The organism is Micromonospora sp. NPDC049836 (assembly GCF_044465125.1).
GTDB lineage: Bacteria > Actinomycetota > Actinomycetes > Mycobacteriales > Micromonosporaceae > Micromonospora.
Window position 1 is genome coordinate 36,809 of record NZ_JBITLH010000017.1, and the last position, 15,970, is coordinate 52,778.

General features: G+C 72.7%; 13 protein-coding genes. 9 read left to right on the forward strand and 4 right to left on the reverse strand.

The genetic code is table 11. The features are described from left to right. Window positions 1-79 precede the first annotated feature (79 nt). The 3 genes from ACIBPB_RS30310 to ACIBPB_RS30320 all read left to right on the forward strand — a co-directional run bounded on the left by ACIBPB_RS30310 (window position 80) and on the right by ACIBPB_RS30320 (window position 2,585). Complete coding sequence (locus ACIBPB_RS30310) at window positions 80-526, forward strand: protein-tyrosine phosphatase family protein (protein ID WP_396842858.1); 447 nt, start codon at window positions 80-82, stop codon at window positions 524-526. A gap of 231 nt (window positions 527-757) precedes the next feature. Further along, window positions 758-2,032 (forward strand): D-alanyl-D-alanine carboxypeptidase family protein, encoded by a 1,275-nt coding sequence (locus tag ACIBPB_RS30315; protein ID WP_396842859.1) that lies wholly within the window; start codon window positions 758-760, stop codon window positions 2,030-2,032. A 409-nt stretch (window positions 2,033-2,441) separates the two neighbouring features. After that, window positions 2,442-2,585, forward strand: coding sequence for a hypothetical protein (locus ACIBPB_RS30320; protein WP_396842860.1), 144 nt, complete (start codon window positions 2,442-2,444; stop codon window positions 2,583-2,585). Window positions 2,586-2,671: 86 nt separating this feature from the next. Here ACIBPB_RS30320 and ACIBPB_RS30325 read toward each other — a convergent pair whose 3' ends face one another. Then, window positions 2,672-2,917, reverse strand: a complete 246-nt coding sequence (locus ACIBPB_RS30325; protein ID WP_396842861.1) for a hypothetical protein — start codon at window positions 2,915-2,917, stop codon at window positions 2,672-2,674. A 202-nt stretch (window positions 2,918-3,119) separates the two neighbouring features. Between ACIBPB_RS30325 and ACIBPB_RS30330 the strand changes: the two genes are divergently transcribed. Beyond that, window positions 3,120-4,820, forward strand: a complete 1,701-nt coding sequence (locus tag ACIBPB_RS30330) for a cellulose binding domain-containing protein (protein ID WP_396842862.1) — start codon at window positions 3,120-3,122, stop codon at window positions 4,818-4,820. Window positions 4,821-4,949: 129 nt separating this feature from the next. Here ACIBPB_RS30330 and ACIBPB_RS30335 read toward each other — a convergent pair whose 3' ends face one another. Further along, complete coding sequence (locus ACIBPB_RS30335) at window positions 4,950-6,383, reverse strand: endo-1,4-beta-xylanase (RefSeq protein WP_396842863.1); 1,434 nt, start codon at window positions 6,381-6,383, stop codon at window positions 4,950-4,952. Between the two features lie 251 nt (window positions 6,384-6,634). After that, entirely contained in the window at window positions 6,635-7,825 is a 1,191-nt protein-coding gene (locus ACIBPB_RS30340) for an endo-1,4-beta-xylanase (RefSeq protein ID WP_396842864.1), read from the reverse strand. Window positions 7,826-8,192: 367 nt separating this feature from the next. Between ACIBPB_RS30340 and ACIBPB_RS30345 the strand changes: the two genes are divergently transcribed. After that, a complete protein-coding gene (locus tag ACIBPB_RS30345) occupies window positions 8,193-9,212 on the forward strand; it encodes a LacI family DNA-binding transcriptional regulator (protein ID WP_396842865.1) in 1,020 nt (339 codons plus the stop codon). A 52-nt stretch (window positions 9,213-9,264) separates the two neighbouring features. Here ACIBPB_RS30345 and ACIBPB_RS30350 read toward each other — a convergent pair whose 3' ends face one another. Beyond that, on the reverse strand, window positions 9,265-10,245 hold the full coding sequence (locus tag ACIBPB_RS30350) for a LacI family DNA-binding transcriptional regulator (protein WP_396842919.1): 981 nt from the start codon (window positions 10,243-10,245) through the stop codon (window positions 9,265-9,267). Between the two features lie 205 nt (window positions 10,246-10,450). On the opposite strand from ACIBPB_RS30350, the gene ACIBPB_RS30355 reads away from it, so the two are divergent. Genes ACIBPB_RS30355 through ACIBPB_RS30370 form a run of 4 tightly spaced genes read left to right on the forward strand, consistent with a single transcriptional unit; the run spans window position 10,451 to window position 15,940 of the window. Beyond that, on the forward strand, window positions 10,451-11,719 hold the full coding sequence (locus ACIBPB_RS30355) for an extracellular solute-binding protein (RefSeq protein WP_357322175.1): 1,269 nt from the start codon (window positions 10,451-10,453) through the stop codon (window positions 11,717-11,719). Then, a complete protein-coding gene (locus tag ACIBPB_RS30360; RefSeq protein ID WP_396842866.1) occupies window positions 11,716-12,714 on the forward strand; it encodes a carbohydrate ABC transporter permease in 999 nt (332 codons plus the stop codon). Before ACIBPB_RS30355 ends, ACIBPB_RS30360 begins: the two co-directional genes overlap by 4 nt. Next, on the forward strand, window positions 12,711-13,577 hold the full coding sequence (locus ACIBPB_RS30365; RefSeq protein ID WP_357322193.1) for a carbohydrate ABC transporter permease: 867 nt from the start codon (window positions 12,711-12,713) through the stop codon (window positions 13,575-13,577). The genes ACIBPB_RS30360 and ACIBPB_RS30365 overlap by 4 nt, the downstream gene beginning before the upstream one ends. A gap of 38 nt (window positions 13,578-13,615) precedes the next feature. Beyond that, the gene (locus ACIBPB_RS30370; RefSeq protein ID WP_396842867.1) at window positions 13,616-15,940 is read left to right on the forward strand and encodes a glycoside hydrolase family 3 N-terminal domain-containing protein; all 2,325 of its coding nucleotides are present in this window, start codon (window positions 13,616-13,618) and stop codon (window positions 15,938-15,940) included. Window positions 15,941-15,970: the final 30 nt, after the last annotated feature.

Here is a 15,970-nt window from a genome sequence, read left to right on the forward strand (position 1 = left end):
TCCGGGCCGTCCTTTCGCGGCCGGGCGTGGGCGGGCGGCCGACGTGCGCCGCGACCGGCCGGCACCGCACAATGGCGGGGTGGGCGTGGCGGCGGGTTGGGCCGAGCGGACCGGTCTCGTGGTGCTGCCCGGCGGTGCCCTGGTGCGCGGCCGGCGGATCGGCGTGCCGCCGCCCGCACCCGCCGACTTCGCCCTCCTGCTGGCACCCGGCCCGGTTCCGGCCTGGCCGTACCGCCGGCTCCGCTGGCCCGACTTCTGGGTGCCGCGAGATCCGGCGGACGCGCTGGACGCCCTGCGTGAGGCGTGGCGGCGGGCCTACGCCGGGCAGCGGGTGGAGGTGGCCTGCCGCGGCGGCGTCGGCCGGACCGGCACCGCGCTGGCCGCGCTGGCCATCCTCGACGGCCTGACGCCGGAGCGGGCGGTGGCCTGGGTGCGCGCCCACCACCATCCGGGCGCGGTGGAGACCCCCTGGCAGCGGCGCTGGCTGCGCCGGGTGCCGGGCGGGCCCGACCAGCGACGCCGGTAGAACCCGACCGGCCGGTTGCCGGCCAACGGGGGTGCGCGCGCCGCCGGCGTCCCGGCCCCGAACCGGTCGTCCCAGGCCTCGCATTCCCCGCCGCGGGGCTCCGGTCGCGGCCCGGTGGCAGCGGGTTTCGCGGCGTCCCACCGCACGGTGCGCGGTCGGCCGGTGGACGCGGCGTGGCGGGGGCCGGCCGCTGCCACCCGTCGGCGATCTTGCGGGTTAGTCTGCGTGGTCATGAGAGTTCGGGCCCTGGCCGTCGCCGCCGCCGTCCTCCTGAGCACCGCCACCGTCCCCGCCGGTCACGCGGCCGCCCGGGGCCGGGCGGCGGCACCGGCCGCCGCGCCGGTGCCCTGCCCGCGGGCGCCGGCGCCGAAGGTGTCCCGGCCGCCCCGCCCGGTGCCGCCGCCCGCCGTGCCGGCCGACCGGGTCGTCGGCGGCGAGCGGCTGGACACCACGGGACTGGTGACGCCCGCGGGTGCGCCCGCGCCACCGGCGGTCACCGCAACCACGTGGCTGGTCGCCGACCTGGACTCCGGCGCCGTGCTGGGGGCCTGCGGCCCGCACGAGTACGGCACCCCGGCCAGCACCCAGAAGCTGCTGCTGGCGGCGACCATGCTGCCCAGGATCGACCCGAAGCAGGTGGTCACGGTGACCCGCGGCGACCTCGACATCGTCCCCGGCAGCTCCGCGGTCGGCCTGCTCGTCGGCGGCCGGTACCCGGTGGAGACGGTCTGGTTGGGGCTGCTGCTCAACTCCGGCAACGAGGCGGCCAACGTGCTGGCCCGGCTCGGCGGCGGCCCGGACGGCGTGGCCGGCGGCGTGCGGGCGATGAACGACGAGGCCCGCCGCCTCGGCGCCCGGCAGACCCACGCGGTGACGCCCTCCGGGCTGGACGGCAAGGGGCAGTTCACCAGCGCGTACGATCTGGCGCTGATCGCCCGCGCCTGCTTCGGCAACCCGCTGTTCCGCCGCTACACCCGCACCGAGCGCACCCAGATCCCCGCCCAGCCGAAGCTGAAGGCCGGCGGTTTCCAGATCCAGAACGAGAACCAGCTCATCTACCGCTACCCGGGCGCGCTCGGCGGCAAGACCGGCTTCACCGAGCTGGCCCGGCACAGCTACGTCGGCGCGGCCCAGCGGGGCGGGCGGCGCCTGGTGGTGACCCTGCTCGGTGCCGAGGCCCGCCCGGTACGCGGCTGGCAGCAGGGCGCGCAACTGCTCGACTGGGGCTTCGCCCTGCCCCGGGACGCCTCGGTGGGCCGGTTGGTCGAGCCCGGCGAGCTGGACGCCGCGCAGGCGGCCGCGAGCGGGTCACCGAGCCCACCGGCCCCGGCCCCGCCCCCGCAGTGGCAGGGCCCGGCCGGCGTCGCGCTGCGCCGGATGGCCGACGGTGACTGGACGGTGATCCTGCCGGTCTCCGGGCTGCTCGCGCTGGCCGTCGGAGGGCTCGTCACGATCCTGGTCGCCCGCCGCAACCGCACCCGCCGGGTGGGTCGACGGCGGGCCTGACCGCGCCGACGGCGTGGATCCCGCGACCCTGGGTAACCGCTGCGGCATGGAGTCCCGGGTACGCGTCGGGGTGGACACCGGGCCCGCCGGCGCCCGTCACCACTCGGCCGGGTCCGCCGGCGCCGGTCATTACGAGGCCGGGCGCGCCGGTACCGGTCACCACGAGGCCGGGCGCGCGGGCGCCGGCCATCACGAGGCGGCCGCCGGGCCGATCCGGCGGCCGGAGGCGGGTGGCGTGTGCGGCCGGTCGGGGCGGGGGAGGCCGCTGTCACGACCGCTGCGGCGGGCGTTCCGCGCGACGTGCCGGCGGTCCCGGTGCCGGCTGGGGCGTCTGCTCCGCGCGCTGTCCGGCCGGGCCCGGCTGTCCGGTTCGGCACTGGCTACCCTGCTGCGTCCGGTCGGTGACCGGATGCGCCGGTCGGGCCGCCGGTGGGCGCGGTCGGTGGTGGGCGGCGGGCCGTCGCCCGGTGCGCGCCGGGTGCTGGTCGACTCGCTCGGTGACGCCGTGGCCGTGGTCGCCGCGCTGCTCCAAGCGTCCCAGGGCGTCCGGTGAGCGCTGCCCGCCCGGCGGTGTGCGGACCGCGCCGGCGGGCGGGGTCACGCCGGGGCCGGTCGTCGGTGACCGGCCCCGGCGTCGGTTCAGGGCCGCGGCTCGCCGTCCTCGCCGGCCGCCCGGGCGCGGTCCGCCTCAGCATCGGCGGCGCCCACGGGCGTCCCGTCCGTGTCGCGGTCGGCCTCGGTCAGGTCGGTCTCCGCGCCGGCGCGCGCCGCGTCGGCCCGGGCGTCGTCCGCGCCCACGATCGGGCCGTCGCCGTGCTCTCCGGAGTCCTCGACGAGGTCGGCACCGGCGACGAGGCCGAGCGGGGCGTATCGGGGGTCGGTCATGACTTCCTCCTTCGACACTGTGCCTGCGGGCTACCCTGCGCGCCGCGCGCTGACACCTGATCGCCCCGGGTCGATGTGTCCCGATACTTTCCGGAAGGTGTTGCCGGGTATCGAAGGGCTGCCGGACGCTGGATGGCGGCGACATTCACGGTGATCAATGAGTGTGGGTCGCTTCCGTTGTCCACCGGAAAGGAGAGCCCTGGTGATCATCAACGCGGGCCGGGCCAGGGTCCGTTCCACCCTCGTCGTACTGGCGGCAGCGGCGCTCACGGTCACCGCGGCGGTGACGGTCGTGGCGGGGCCGCCGAACGCCGTGGCCGGCAGCCTGGTGGCCGCCGCCCCCGTGGAGGACGAGGGCCTCGACTGCCCGGTGTCCGAACCCGGCCCGCTCACGGCCAACGCGAAGCTGCCGGATCCGTTCCGCAAGCTCGACGGCGCGCGCATCGCCACCCGGTCGGAGTGGCGGTGCCGGCGAGCGGAGATCAGGAAGCTGGCCGAGCGGTACGTCTACGGCACCAAGCCCGGCAGGCCGGCGACCGTCACCGGCACGGTGTCGAGCACCGGCATCACCGTGAGCGCGACCGACAACGGCCGGACGGCCGGCTTCTCCGCGGGCGTCCAACTGCCCAGCGGCCCGGGTCCCTTCCCGGCGGTGGTCGTGGTGGGCGGGCTCGGCGCCGACACCGCCACCATCAGGGCCGCCGGGGTGGCCGTCATCAGCTACGACCCGCTCGCCGTCGGCAAGGAGGGCACCGCCCGGACCAGCAAGCAGGGGGCGTTCTACAGCATCTACGGCGCGTCGAGTGGCACCGGTCTGCTGGCCGCCTGGGCCTGGGGGGTCAGCCGGATCATCGACGTCGTCGAGCGGTCGGGCGGCAGCCTGCTCAAGGCCGACGCGATGGGCGTGACAGGGTGTTCCCGCTACGGCAAGGGCGCCTTCGCGATCGGCGCGTTCGACCAGCGCATCGCGCTGACCATGCCGATCGAGTCGGGCAGCGGCGGGTTGCCCATCTTCCGCGGGATACCGGGGGAGAGCGGCGCCCAGCCGCTCAGCAGCGCGTACGCAGAGCAGCCGTGGTTGGGCGACGCCTTCGGTTCGTTCACCGGGAACCCCGCCACGCTGCCGGTGGACACGCACGAACTGGCGGCGATGGTGGCGCCGCGCGGCCTGTTCGTCATGGAGAACCCGCACATCGCCTGGCTGGCGGCCCGATCCGGGAGCGTGGCCGCGCTGGCCGGCGCGGAGGTCTACCAGGCGCTCGGCGTGCGGGAGAACATCACCTACTGGTCCGATGTCCAGGACGGCACGCACTGCGCGGTCCGGCCGGAATGGCGGGACCCGCTGCAGCAGAACCTCAAGAAGTTCCTGCTGCGCACCGGGAACGACCCGGGCACGATCCGGATCTCGAGCAAGGCGCTGGGCAACCTGGCGGAGTGGCGGGACTGGTCGACGCCGACGCTCCCCGACGGCCCGACCCCGCCCCCGACGACCCCGCCGCCGACGACCGCGCCGCCCACCACCGCGCCGCCGACGACCGCGCCGCCCACCACCGTGCCCCCGACGACGACGCCGCCGACCACCGCGCCACCCACGACCGATCCGCCGACCGGCCCGTGCACGGCGACCTACCGCACGGTCAACGCGTGGTCCGGCGGCTTCCAGGGGGAGATGACCGTGCGGGCCGGCGCTGCGGCGATCACCAGCTGGACGGTGTCCTGGACCCTCGGCGGCGGCCAGTCCGTCACCCAGGTCTGGAACGGCACGCTGAGCACCAGCGGCAGCGCGGCGACCGTGCACAACGCCTCGTGGAACGGCCTGCTCGCGCCGAACGCCGTCACCACGTTCGGCTTCCTCGCCAACGGCACGCCGTCGGCGCCCTCGGCCACCTGCGCCAGCCCCTGAGCGGTGGCACCGCTCGGGCGGCCGGGACACCGACCGCCCGAGCGGCGCGGCGCGGACCGACGGCGGACCGGGGGCCGAGCCGCGGGACGCGGCCCGACGCCGGAGGCTCCGGCGCCGGGCCGCGGCCGGTCAGCCGGCGGTGCAGGTGGCGGTGCCGGACGGCCCGGTGCCGACACCCTGGAAGCCGAACTCGGTGGTCGCGCCGGCGCCGACCTGGCTGTTGTAGTCGACGTTGCGGAACGTCACGGCACCGCTGGTGGCGCTCGGCTGGGCGCTCCAGGTGTTGGTGATCGTGGCGCCCGAGGGCAGCGTGAGCGTGACGCTCCAGCCGTTCAACGGGGTCGCGCCGGCGGTGACCCGCACGCTCGTGACGAAGCCACCCTGCCACTGGTTGAGCGTCAGCGACGCGGTGCAGCCGTTGCCCGAGGGCGGCGGCGTGGTCGGCGGCGCGGTGGTCGGGGGAGCCGTGGTCGGCGGAGCGGTGGTCGGGGGAGCGGTGGTCGGCGGCGGCGTGGTGCCGCCGGCGTTGAGGGCGTCGAGCACCGCCGTGTACGCCTGCTTCTTGTTGCCGTTGCCGTCGAAGAGCAGCGGCGTGCCGCTGGCCCGCCACGAGTCGCTGTCCCGGATGCCCCAGACGGTGATGCCGTTGCAGCGGGACACGGCCAGGCAGTCCTTCACCACGTTGCCGTAGGTGGCGGCCTGGGTGCTGCCGGAGCCCTCGATGTCCAGCTCGGTGATCTGCACGTCGACGCCGAGGGCGGCGAAGTTCTGCAGCGTGGTGCGGTAGTTGCCCGGGTACGGCGAGCCGCTGTTGAAGTGCGACTGCAGGCCGACGCAGTCGATCGGCACGCCCCGCGCCTTGAAGTCCTTGACCATGTTGTACACGCCCTGGGTCTTCTCCCAGGTCCAGTTGTCGATGTTGTAGTCGTTGTAGCAGAGCTTGGCGTCCGGGTCGGCGGCGCGGGCGGTGCGGAACGCCACCTCGATCCAGTCGTTGCCGGTGCGCTGGAGGTTGGAGTCGCGGCGGCCGCCGCCGCTGTCGGCGTAGGCCTCGTTCACCACGTCCCAGGCGTAGATCTTGCCCCGGTAGTAGGTGGCGACCTGGGTGATGTGGTTGATCATCGCCTGCCGCAGCGCCGTGCCGGAGAGGTTCTGCGCCCAGCTGGGCTGCTGCTGGTGCCACGCCAGGGCGTGCCCGCGTACCCGCATGCCGTTCGACCGGGCGTGGTTGACGATCCGGTCGGCGTTGCTGAAGGAGAACTGGCCCTGGGACGGCTCGGTGGCGTCCCACTTCATCTCGTTCTCGGGGGTGACCATGTTGAACTCGCGGTTCAGGATGCCGACGTAGGTGGCGTCCGAGAGCTTGTAGGCGGCCACCGCCGTGCCGAAGTAGCGCCCCTGCTCCGCCGCCGCCGAACCCAGCGTGGTGCCGGCGCTGGCGCTGGAGGCCACCACCACCGAGGCGGCGATCATCGCCGCTCCGGCCGCCGCCGCCAGCAGCGCGGCCCGGGGCCGGCGCCGGCTCGTCGAACTCCCGCTGCCGCGGGCGAGCACGTTGTCCATCAAGGAGCCTTTCGATAGCTGTACCGATGAGGAGGTCCGCTTCGACGACTGCCCGCCACGGTGGTCGGCTCGGCTCGCGACGCGGCCGCCCGGGGGCCGCGCGGATCGGGATGGTCTCCCGCCCCACCGTGAGTAATCGAAGCTAATCTCTCGAAAACTAACGGAACAATTCCGAAATATCAATGCCCCGGCCCCGGACATGGTGAGCGGGGCCGGTGGATCGACCGGCCCCGCTCACCATCCACCCGCGCCTAGCGGCGGGGCCGCTGCGGGATGCGCGGCAGCACGTACGGCGGGCCGCTGTAGATCAGGTCGGCCTTCAACGCCTGGTACGCCCGCTTGGGCTGGTAGTTCTCGTCGTAGATGGTGGCCATGCCCTCCGGCGGGTCGGTGAACCAGCCGGGCACCCAGGAGTGCTTGTCGGTGAAGCCCCAGACGGTGAACGACAGGCAGTGCCGCTCCGCCAGGCAGGCCTGCAGCAGCACGTCGAAGTTCGCCGCCGCCGCCTGCAGCCGCGGGTTGATCTCGGCCTCGTCACCGGCCTGCACGCCCTCGGTCAGCTGGCTGCGCACGTCGACCTCGGTGAACGCGGTGGCCAGGCCCAGGCCGGCGAACTTCCGCAGCGCCTCGACGACCTGGAAGGTGTCGAAGTTGCCGTACTGCGTGCCGAGGTGGCCCTGGCTGCCGATGCCGTCGATCGGTACGCCCTGGGCCCGCAGTTGCTTGGCCATGTCGTACACGAACTGGGTCTTGTCGTTGGCCGGGTCCCGCGAGCCGAACGCCTCGATGTTGTAGTCGTTGTAGAACAGCAGCGCGTGCGGGTCGGCGGCGCGGGCCCAGCGGAACGCGTCGGCGATGTAGCCCGGGCCGAGGTGCTCGGCCCAGAATCCCTTGTAGTGCAGGGTCGACGGGGTGTCCCACGGGTCGCTGACCGCCTCGTTCACCACGTCCCACTGCCAGATCCGGCCCTTGAAGTGGGTGACCACGTTGGTGATGTGTCGGCGCAGGATGTCGCGCAGCTCGGCGGTGCTGATCGAGCCGTCGGCCACGCCGCTGGTCAGCCAGCCGGGCAGCTGGTTGTGCCAGACCAGGACGTGCCCGCGGACCCGCTGGTCGTGCTGCCGGGCGAAGGTGACCAGCTCGTCGGCCGGCCCCCAGTTGTACGTGCCGCGGGTCGGCTCCAGGCTCTCCCACTTCATCGCGTTCTCGGCGGTGACCGTGGAGAACTCCGAGGCGGCCAGCTCGCGGTAGCGCGGGTCGGCGGGGTCGTTGAGGGCCGCCAGGTCCACGGCCGTGCCGACCGCCAGGCCGTGGCGCAGCGCCAGGTTGCGCAGGCTCTGGTCGGTGGGATCGTAGGGGCGGCCGGCGGTGGCCGGCGAGGTGAGCACGGCGGCGGTCGCCACGGCGACCGCGCCGGCGGCTATCCATCGTCGCAGTTTCATGAGCGTTCCTCCGGGTGGTGCGAACGGGCGGACCAGGAGTTGATGCGGGTCGCGGCCGGTGCGGCAGGAGCGGCGCCGATCAGCGGGGACGGTGCGGGAGCCGATACTTCCGGGCAAACTTCCGGTAGCTGAGCCGGAACAATACGATCGTCAATCCCCCTCGTCAACACCGCCGTCGCTCCGGTCGGCGGCGGCGGCGAAGCGGCCGACCAGGTACGGCAGGGCCTTGACCCGGAACGTGAGGGGTCATACGGTGCCCTTCAAAGCGATCGAAAGTATCGGTGTCCGGCCGGGTGCCCGTGGGCGCAGGGCGGCTGCCGGCCGGGGTTTGTCGTCGGTCGCTCGAGCCAGGACGAAAGGGCGACCGGTGACGTCGGACGATTCCCGGAAAGTCACCATCGCGGCGATCGCGCAGCTGGCCGGCGTCTCGGTGCCCACGGTGTCGCGGGTCATCAACGGCCGCTCCGACGTCGCGCCGCAGACCCGGGAACGGGTCGAGGAACTGCTGACGCGGCACGGTTACCGCCGCCGCCGGCCGAGCATGCGGGCCAGCTCCGGCCTGATCGACCTGGTCTTCAACGACCTGGACAGCCCGTGGGCGGTCGAGATCATCCGTGGGGTCGAGGACGTGGCGCACGCCGCCGGCATCGGCACCGTGGTCTCCGCGATCCACCGGCGCAGCTCGTCCGCCCGGCAGTGGCTGGACAACCTGCGCACCCGCTCCACCGAGGGGGTCATCTTCGTGACCTCGACCCTCGAGCCGCCGCTGCAGGCGGAGCTGCGCCGGCTCAACATCCCGGTCGTCATCGTCGATCCCACGGGGGTGCCGCCGCAGGAGTCACCGACCATCGGCGCGACCAACTGGGTGGGCAGCCTGCGCGCGACGGAATACCTGATCGCGCTCGGCCACCGGCGGATCGGCTTCATCTCCGGGCCGCCGCAGCTGATGTGCAGCCGGGCCCGCCTGGACGGTTACCGGGCGGCGCTGGACAGCGCCGGCCTCAGCGTCGACGACGAGCTGATCCACCCGGGCAACTTCTATCACGAGGCCGGGTTCGCCGCCGGCGCCCAACTGCTGCGCCTGGCCGACCCGCCCACCGCGATCTTCGCCGCCAGCGACCAGATGGCCCTCGGCGTCTACGAGGCCGTCCGGCGGCGCGGCCTGCGGGTGCCCGACGACATCAGCGTGATCGGCTTCGACGACCTGCCGGAGGTGCGGTGGTGCTCCCCGCCGCTGACCACGGTCCGGCAGCCCCTGGCCAAGATGGGTCTGCTCGCCGCCCGGACGATCCTGCGCCTGGCGCAGGGGGAGCGGATCGAGAGTCCGCGGGTGGAGCTGGCCACCGAGCTCGTGGTGCGCGACAGTGCGGCCCCGCTGGCCGGCTGACCCCCGCCGGGTCGCGCGGGAGGTGGCTACGGGCGCGGCCCGGGCCGCGGCGTCACGGGTGGGCCCGGCACGAGGCCCGCACGACCAGCTCGGTGGGGAGCCGGATGTGGGTGTCCCGTTCGACGCCGGCGATCAGGTCGATGAGCAGGCGCAGCGATTCGGCGCCCATCCGTTGCAGCGGCTGCATGATCGTCGTCAGCGGCGGGTTCACCAGTGCCGACTCCGGGATGTTGTCGAAGCCGATCACGGACAGGTCGTCGGGCACGGTGAGCCCCATGTTCCGGGCGACGTCCATGGTGGAGATCGCGGAGAGGTCGTTGCCGGCGAAGATCGCCGTCGGCCGGTCGGGGAGTGTGAGCAGCTCGGCGGCCGTGCCGGCGGCGCTCTCGGTGCGGAAGCCGCCGATGCGCACGATCCGCTCGTCCACCGCCACCCCGGCGTCGGACATGGCCTTGCGGAAGCCCGCCTCGCGCAGGCGCGCGGACTCCAGGTCGGGGCGCCCGCTGATGTGCCCGATGCGGCGGTGGCCGAGCGCCAGCAGGTAGTTGGTGGCGAGCACGGCGCCGGCGAAGTTGTCCGAGTCGACGGTGGGCAGGCCGGACGGGCCGGTGTGGGGGTCGACGGCCACGACGTGGAAGCCGTGCTTGGTTTCGATCACCGTCGGGGTGACGATCACGGCGCCGTCGATGAGGGTCCCGGACAGCCGGGCCAGCGAGCGCCGCTCCCAGCCTATGGCGGCGCCCTCGCCGTCGCCGCTGGAGTAGGCCAGCAACTGGTACCCGCTGCCGGCGACCTCCCGGGACGCTCCCTTGAGCAGCTCGGTCGAGAACGGCTCGAACTCGGCGACCAGGATGCCGAGCACGTTCGTACGGTGGCTGCGCAGGCTCTGCGCCCCCAGGCTGGCCTCGTAGCCGAGCTCGCGGATCACCTGCTGGACGCGCTCCACGGTCGCCTGAGCCACGCCGTACCTTCCATTGACAACCTTCGATACGGTTGCCACCGAGACGCCGGCAGTTCGTGCCACATCCGACATCTTGACGCGCTCCGGGAACACCACGCCGACGATGATAGAGCCGCTGCTTAGCCCGTGTCCCGAGTGATTCGAAAACGTTATCGATACCGATTGACAGTGACGTACCCGACTGAAAAACTCCCCCGCAGGCCGAGTACCACCACTGCCTACGGAGGAGACGTCGATGGCGATAAAGCGCCGTGCGGGTGCCGCCCTGGCACTGCTTATGACAAGCGCTCTCGTCGTCGCTGGTTGCAACAGCGGCGGCGACGATGAGAAGTCCAACGAGAGTGAGCTGTACAAGAACCCGGTGACCCTCACCTGGTGGCACAACGCCAACCAGGACGGGCCCGGCAAGACCTACTGGGAGAAGGTCGCCAAGGACTTCTCCACGGCGCACCCGACCGTCAAGATCGAGATCGAGGCGATCGAGACCAACCAGCTCCAGCGCACCCGGATCCCCGCCGCGCTGCTGAGCAACGACCCGCCGGACATCTTCATGACCTGGGGTGGTGGCGAGCTGCGCGATCAGGTCGAGGCCGACTACCTCAAGGACATCACCGACCAGGTCAAGACCGAGGTTGCCAACATCGGCAGCGCGGCCGAGATCTGGCAGGTGGACGGCAAGCAGTACGGCCTGCCGTTCCGGATGGGCATCGAGGGCATCTGGTACAACAAGGACATGTTCGCCCAGGCGGGCATCACCGCGCCGCCGGCCACCTTCGACGAGCTCAACGCCGCCGTCACCAAGCTCAAGGCCATCAACGTCACCCCGATCGCCGTCGGTGCCGGCGACAAGTGGCCCGCCGCGCACTGGTGGTACAACTTCGCGCTGCGCGACTGCTCGGTCGACACCCTGAAGAAGGCGTCCCTCGACAAGAAGTTCGACGACCCGTGCTTCGTGAAGGCCGGCCAGGACCTGAAGGCCTTCATCGACACCAAGCCGTTCCAGAACAACTTCATCGCCACCCCCGGCCAGAACGACCCGACCAGCGCCAACGGTCTGCTCGCCAACGGCAAGGCCGCGATGGAGCTGATGGGCGACTGGAACCGCGGCACCCTGGACACCGTCGCCACGGACAAGGCCAAGCTCGCCAAGTTCCTCGGCTGGTTCCCGGTGCCGGCGATCTCCGGTTCCGCCGGTGACCCCAAGGCCGCCCTCGGCGGCGGTGACGGGTTCGCCTGTGCCAAGAACGCCCCGGCCGAGTGCGTCGAGTTCCTCAAGTACATCGCCAGCCCCGAGGTGCAGAAGGGCTACGCCGAGACCGGCACCGGTCTGCCCGTGGCGAAGGGCGCGGAGGCCGGCATCAAGGACCCCGCCCTGAAGTCCATCCTGGAGGCCACGTCCCAGGCCAGCTACGTGCAGCTCTGGCTGGACACCGCCTACGGCAGCACCGTCGGCACCGCGATGAACGACGGGATCGTCGGCATCTTCTCGGGCAAGGGCACGCCCGAGCAGGTCGTCGAGCGGATGAAGGCAGCCGCGAGCAAGTGACCTCCACCGACCAGACCCGGTTCCCCGCCGGCGGCGTCTCGACGCCGCCGGCGGGTCACCGGCCCGCCGGGCGCGCATCCTCCCGGCGGGCCGAGACCCGCCGCAAGTGGTACGAGATCGTCGGGCTCACCACGCCGGCGATCGTCGTGTACGTGATGTTCGTGCTGGTGCCCATGGGCTTCGCGGTCTACTACAGCCTCTATCGCTGGCGCGGCGTCGGACCGCCCACCGACTACGTCGGCCTGCGGAACTACACCCTGGCCTTCCAGGACCCGATCTTCCTCGACGCGCTGCGCAACAACGCGATCATCGTGTTCGGGTCGCTGTTGATCCAGGGTCCGGTCGCCCTCGGCATCGCCCTGCTGCTCAACCGCCGCTTCCGCGGACGCGCCGTGTTCCGGCTGCTGGTGTTCGTGCCCTACGTGCTCGCCGAGGTCACCGTCGGCATCATGTGGAAGCTGATCCTGGTGGAGAACGGCTCGCTCGACGCGCTGCTGAGATCGCTCGGACTCGGCGGCCTGGTCCATGCGTGGCTCGCCGACCTCGACGTCGTCATCTGGACGCTGCTGTTCGTCCTCACCTGGAAGTACGTCGGCTTCGCCATCATCCTCCTGCTCGCCGGCCTGTCCAACGTGCCGCACGAGCTGACCGAGGCCGCCGCCATCGACGGCGCGAGCTGGTGGCAGACCCAGCGGCACGTCACCCTCCCGCTGCTCGGGCCGACCATCCGGATCTGGGCGTTCCTGTCGATGATCGGCTCGCTGCAGGTCTTCGACGTGATCTGGGTGACCTCGGTGCCCGCGGTGCGGTCGCTCGGTGCGTCGGGCACGATGGCGACGTACATGGTGGACAACGGGTTCTTCGCCCGGCTGTGGGGCTACGGCAACGCGGTGGCCGTCATCCTCTTCGTCATCTCGTTCGTCGCGGCGCTGCTGTTCCAGCGCTTCATCCTGCGCCGGGACATCGAGGGCGCCATCACCCGGAGGGCGAACTGATCGTGGCCACCAACCCCGTCCTCTCCCCGTCCGGGCAGCGCCGGCCGCTGTCCTGGGGCACCCCGCTCACCTACGCGCTGGCGCTCGCCATCGCGGCCGTCTCGATCGCCCCGATCCTTTACGTGGTCATCGGCGGCTTCCGGACCACTCCCCAGATCGTCGCGGACCCCGCCGGCCTGCCCGACCCGTGGGTCTGGGAGAACTACTCCCGGGTGCTGAGCCGGAGCAACTTCTGGCAGCAGGCGTTCAACAGCGGAGTGATCGCCCTCGGTACCACCCTCGGCGTCGTGGTGCTCGGGATGGCCGCCGCGTTCGTGCTGGCCCGCTACACCTTCCGGGGGCGTGAGGCGCTCTACACCTTCTTCACCCTCGGCCTGCTCTTCCCGGCCGGCGCGGCGATCCTGCCGCTCTACCTGATGCTGCGCGACCTGAACCTGATCAATTCCTACTACGCCGTGATCCTCCCGCAGGTCGCCTTCCAGCTACCGCTGACGATCGTGATCCTGCGGCCGTTCCTGTCCGCCATCCCTCGCGAGTTGGAGGACGCGGCCGCGATCGACGGCGCGAACCGGCTGGGCTTCCTCTGGCGCATCGCGCTGCCACTGTCGCGGCCCGCGCTGGTCACCGTCGGCGTGCTCGCGTTCGTGGCCAGCTGGAACGCGTTCCTGCTGCCGCTGCTCGTCCTCGGCGACGTCAACCTGCACACGCTGCCGCTCGGGGTGCAGAGCTTCTCGAGCCAGTACTCCACCGACACCGCGGGCGTGCTCGCCTTCACCTCACTGGCGATGCTGCCGGCACTGCTCTTCTTCACGATGGCCGAGAAGCAGATCGTCGGTGGCCTCCAGGGTGCGGTCAAGGGCTGAGCGACAGCGGTAGCAGCACAATCAAGGAAAGGCACAACATGACTGAGGTCCACGCGGCTGTGGGCGGGCCGGTACCGGCTCAGGCAGCTCCCGACCACGACCGGCCCGATGGACACGCCGGCGAGGCCCGCGTACGCGAGCTGCTCGGCCGGATGACGATCGAGGAGAAGGTCGCCCAGCTCGTCGGCTTCTGGGAGAAGGAGGACGGCGAGGCGGTCGCGCCCCTGCAGGGCGAGTTCGGCGATTCCACCAAACTCGAGGACTTCGCCCGGCACGGGCTCGGCCACCTCACCCGCGCCTACGGCACCCGCCCCGTCGACGCGGTGACCCGCGCGGCCTGGCTGTGGAAGTTCCAGCGGGAGCTGGTGACCGGGACCCGGCTCGGGATCCCGGCGATCGTCCACGAGGAGTGCCTCACCGGGCTCTCGGCGTGGCAGGCCGCCACCTTTCCCACCCCGCTGGGCTGGGGGGCCGCGTTCGACCCGGAACTCGTCACCGAGATGGCCGAGGCGATCGGGGCCTCCATGCGGGCGCTCGGCATCCACCAGGGCCTCGCCCCGGTGCTCGACGTGATCCGGGACCCGCGCTGGGGCCGGGTCGACGAGTGCATCGCCGAGGACCCCTACCTGGTCGGCACCATCGGCACGTCGTACGTGCGCGGCCTCCAGTCGCAGGGCGTACTGGCCACGCTGAAGCACTTCGCCGGCTACTCCGCCTCCCGCGCCGGGCGTAACTTCGCCCCGGTGCACGCCGGGCCGCGGGAGCTCGCCGACGTGCTCTTCCCGCCGTTCGAGATGGCGATCCTCGACGGCAACGCCCGCAGCATCATGCACTCGTACACGGAGATCGACGGCGTGCCGGTGGCCGCCGACCCGACGATGCTGACCGGCGTGCTGCGCGACAGGTGGGGTTTCGACGGCACCGTGGTGGCCGACTACTACGGCGTCGCGTTCCTGAACCTGCTGCACCAGGTCGCGGCCGACCACGCGGAGGCGGCCGCGCAGGCGCTCGCGGCGGGTGTCGACATCGAGCTGCCGACCGGCGACGCCTACCTGACCCTGCGGGAGCAGGTGCGGGCCGGCACGGTCGACGAGGCGCTCGTCGACCGGGCGGTGCTGCGGGTCCTGCGCCAGAAGCTGGAACTCGGGCTGCTCGACGCCACGTTCACCGACGAGCCGCCCCGCGCGGTCGACCTGGACTCACCGCAGCACCGGTCGATCGCCCGCCGCCTCGCCGAGGAGTCGCTCGTCCTGGTCGCCAACCAGGGCGTGCTGCCGCTGCCCGCCGGCCGGCGGGTGGCGGTCATCGGCCCGAACGCGGACCGCCAGGCCGCCCTCTTCGGGTGCTACTCCTTCCTCAACCACGTGCTCGTCCAGCACCCCGGGGTGGAGACCGGCATCGAGGTGCCGACGGTGCTCGAGGCGCTCCGGGCCGAGTTCGGCGCCGACCTCGTCACCGCGGCGAACGGCTGCGACGTGGACAGCGACGACCGGTCCGGCTTCGACGAGGCGGTCGCCGCGGCCAGCGCCGCCGACGTCGCCGTCCTGGCCGTCGGGGATCACGCCGGCCTCTTCGGGCGCGGCACGGTCGGCGAGGGCTGCGACCGGGAGGACCTGGAGCTGCCCGGCGTCCAGCGCGAACTCGTCGAGGCGGTCCTGGCGACCGGTACCCCGGTCGTGCTCGTGCTGCTCACCGGCCGGCCGTACGCGATCGGCTGGGCGCTGTCCCGCTGCGCGGCCGTGGTGCAGGCGTTCTTCCCCGGTGAGGAGGGGGCCGGGGCGATCGCGGGCGTGCTCTCCGGACGGGTGAACCCGTCGGGCCGGCTCCCGGTCAGCCTGCCGGGCTCGGCGGGGGCGCAGCCGTACTCGTACCTGCACCCCACCCTCGGCGAGGGCAACGAGGTGACCAACCTGGCGGCGACGGCGGCGGCCCCGTTCGGGCACGGCCTGTCGTACACGACGTTCGCGCACACCGGCCTGACCGTGCCCGCCACGGTGCCGACCGACGGGGCGCTGCGGGTGGCCGTCCAGGTGACGAACTCCGGCACGGTCGCCGGCGACGACGTGGTCCAGCTCTACGGCCGCGACGTGGTGGCCTCGGTGACCCGGCCGGTGGCCCAGCTGCTCGGCTACCAGCGGGTGCACCTGGAGCCGGGCCAGACGGTCACCGTGGAGCTGACGGTGCCCACCACCCGCCTGGCCTTCACCGACCGCACCCTCACCCGGGTGGTGGAGCCCGGTGACGTCGACCTCTGGGTCGGCACCAGCGCGCAGCGGGACACGGAGGCGCGCACCACCCTGGTGGGCGCCACCGTGCCGGTCACCAACGACTCACCGCGCTGGACGACCGCCGAGATCAGGTGAGGCCGGTCCGCCGGGCGCCCCCGTGGGCGT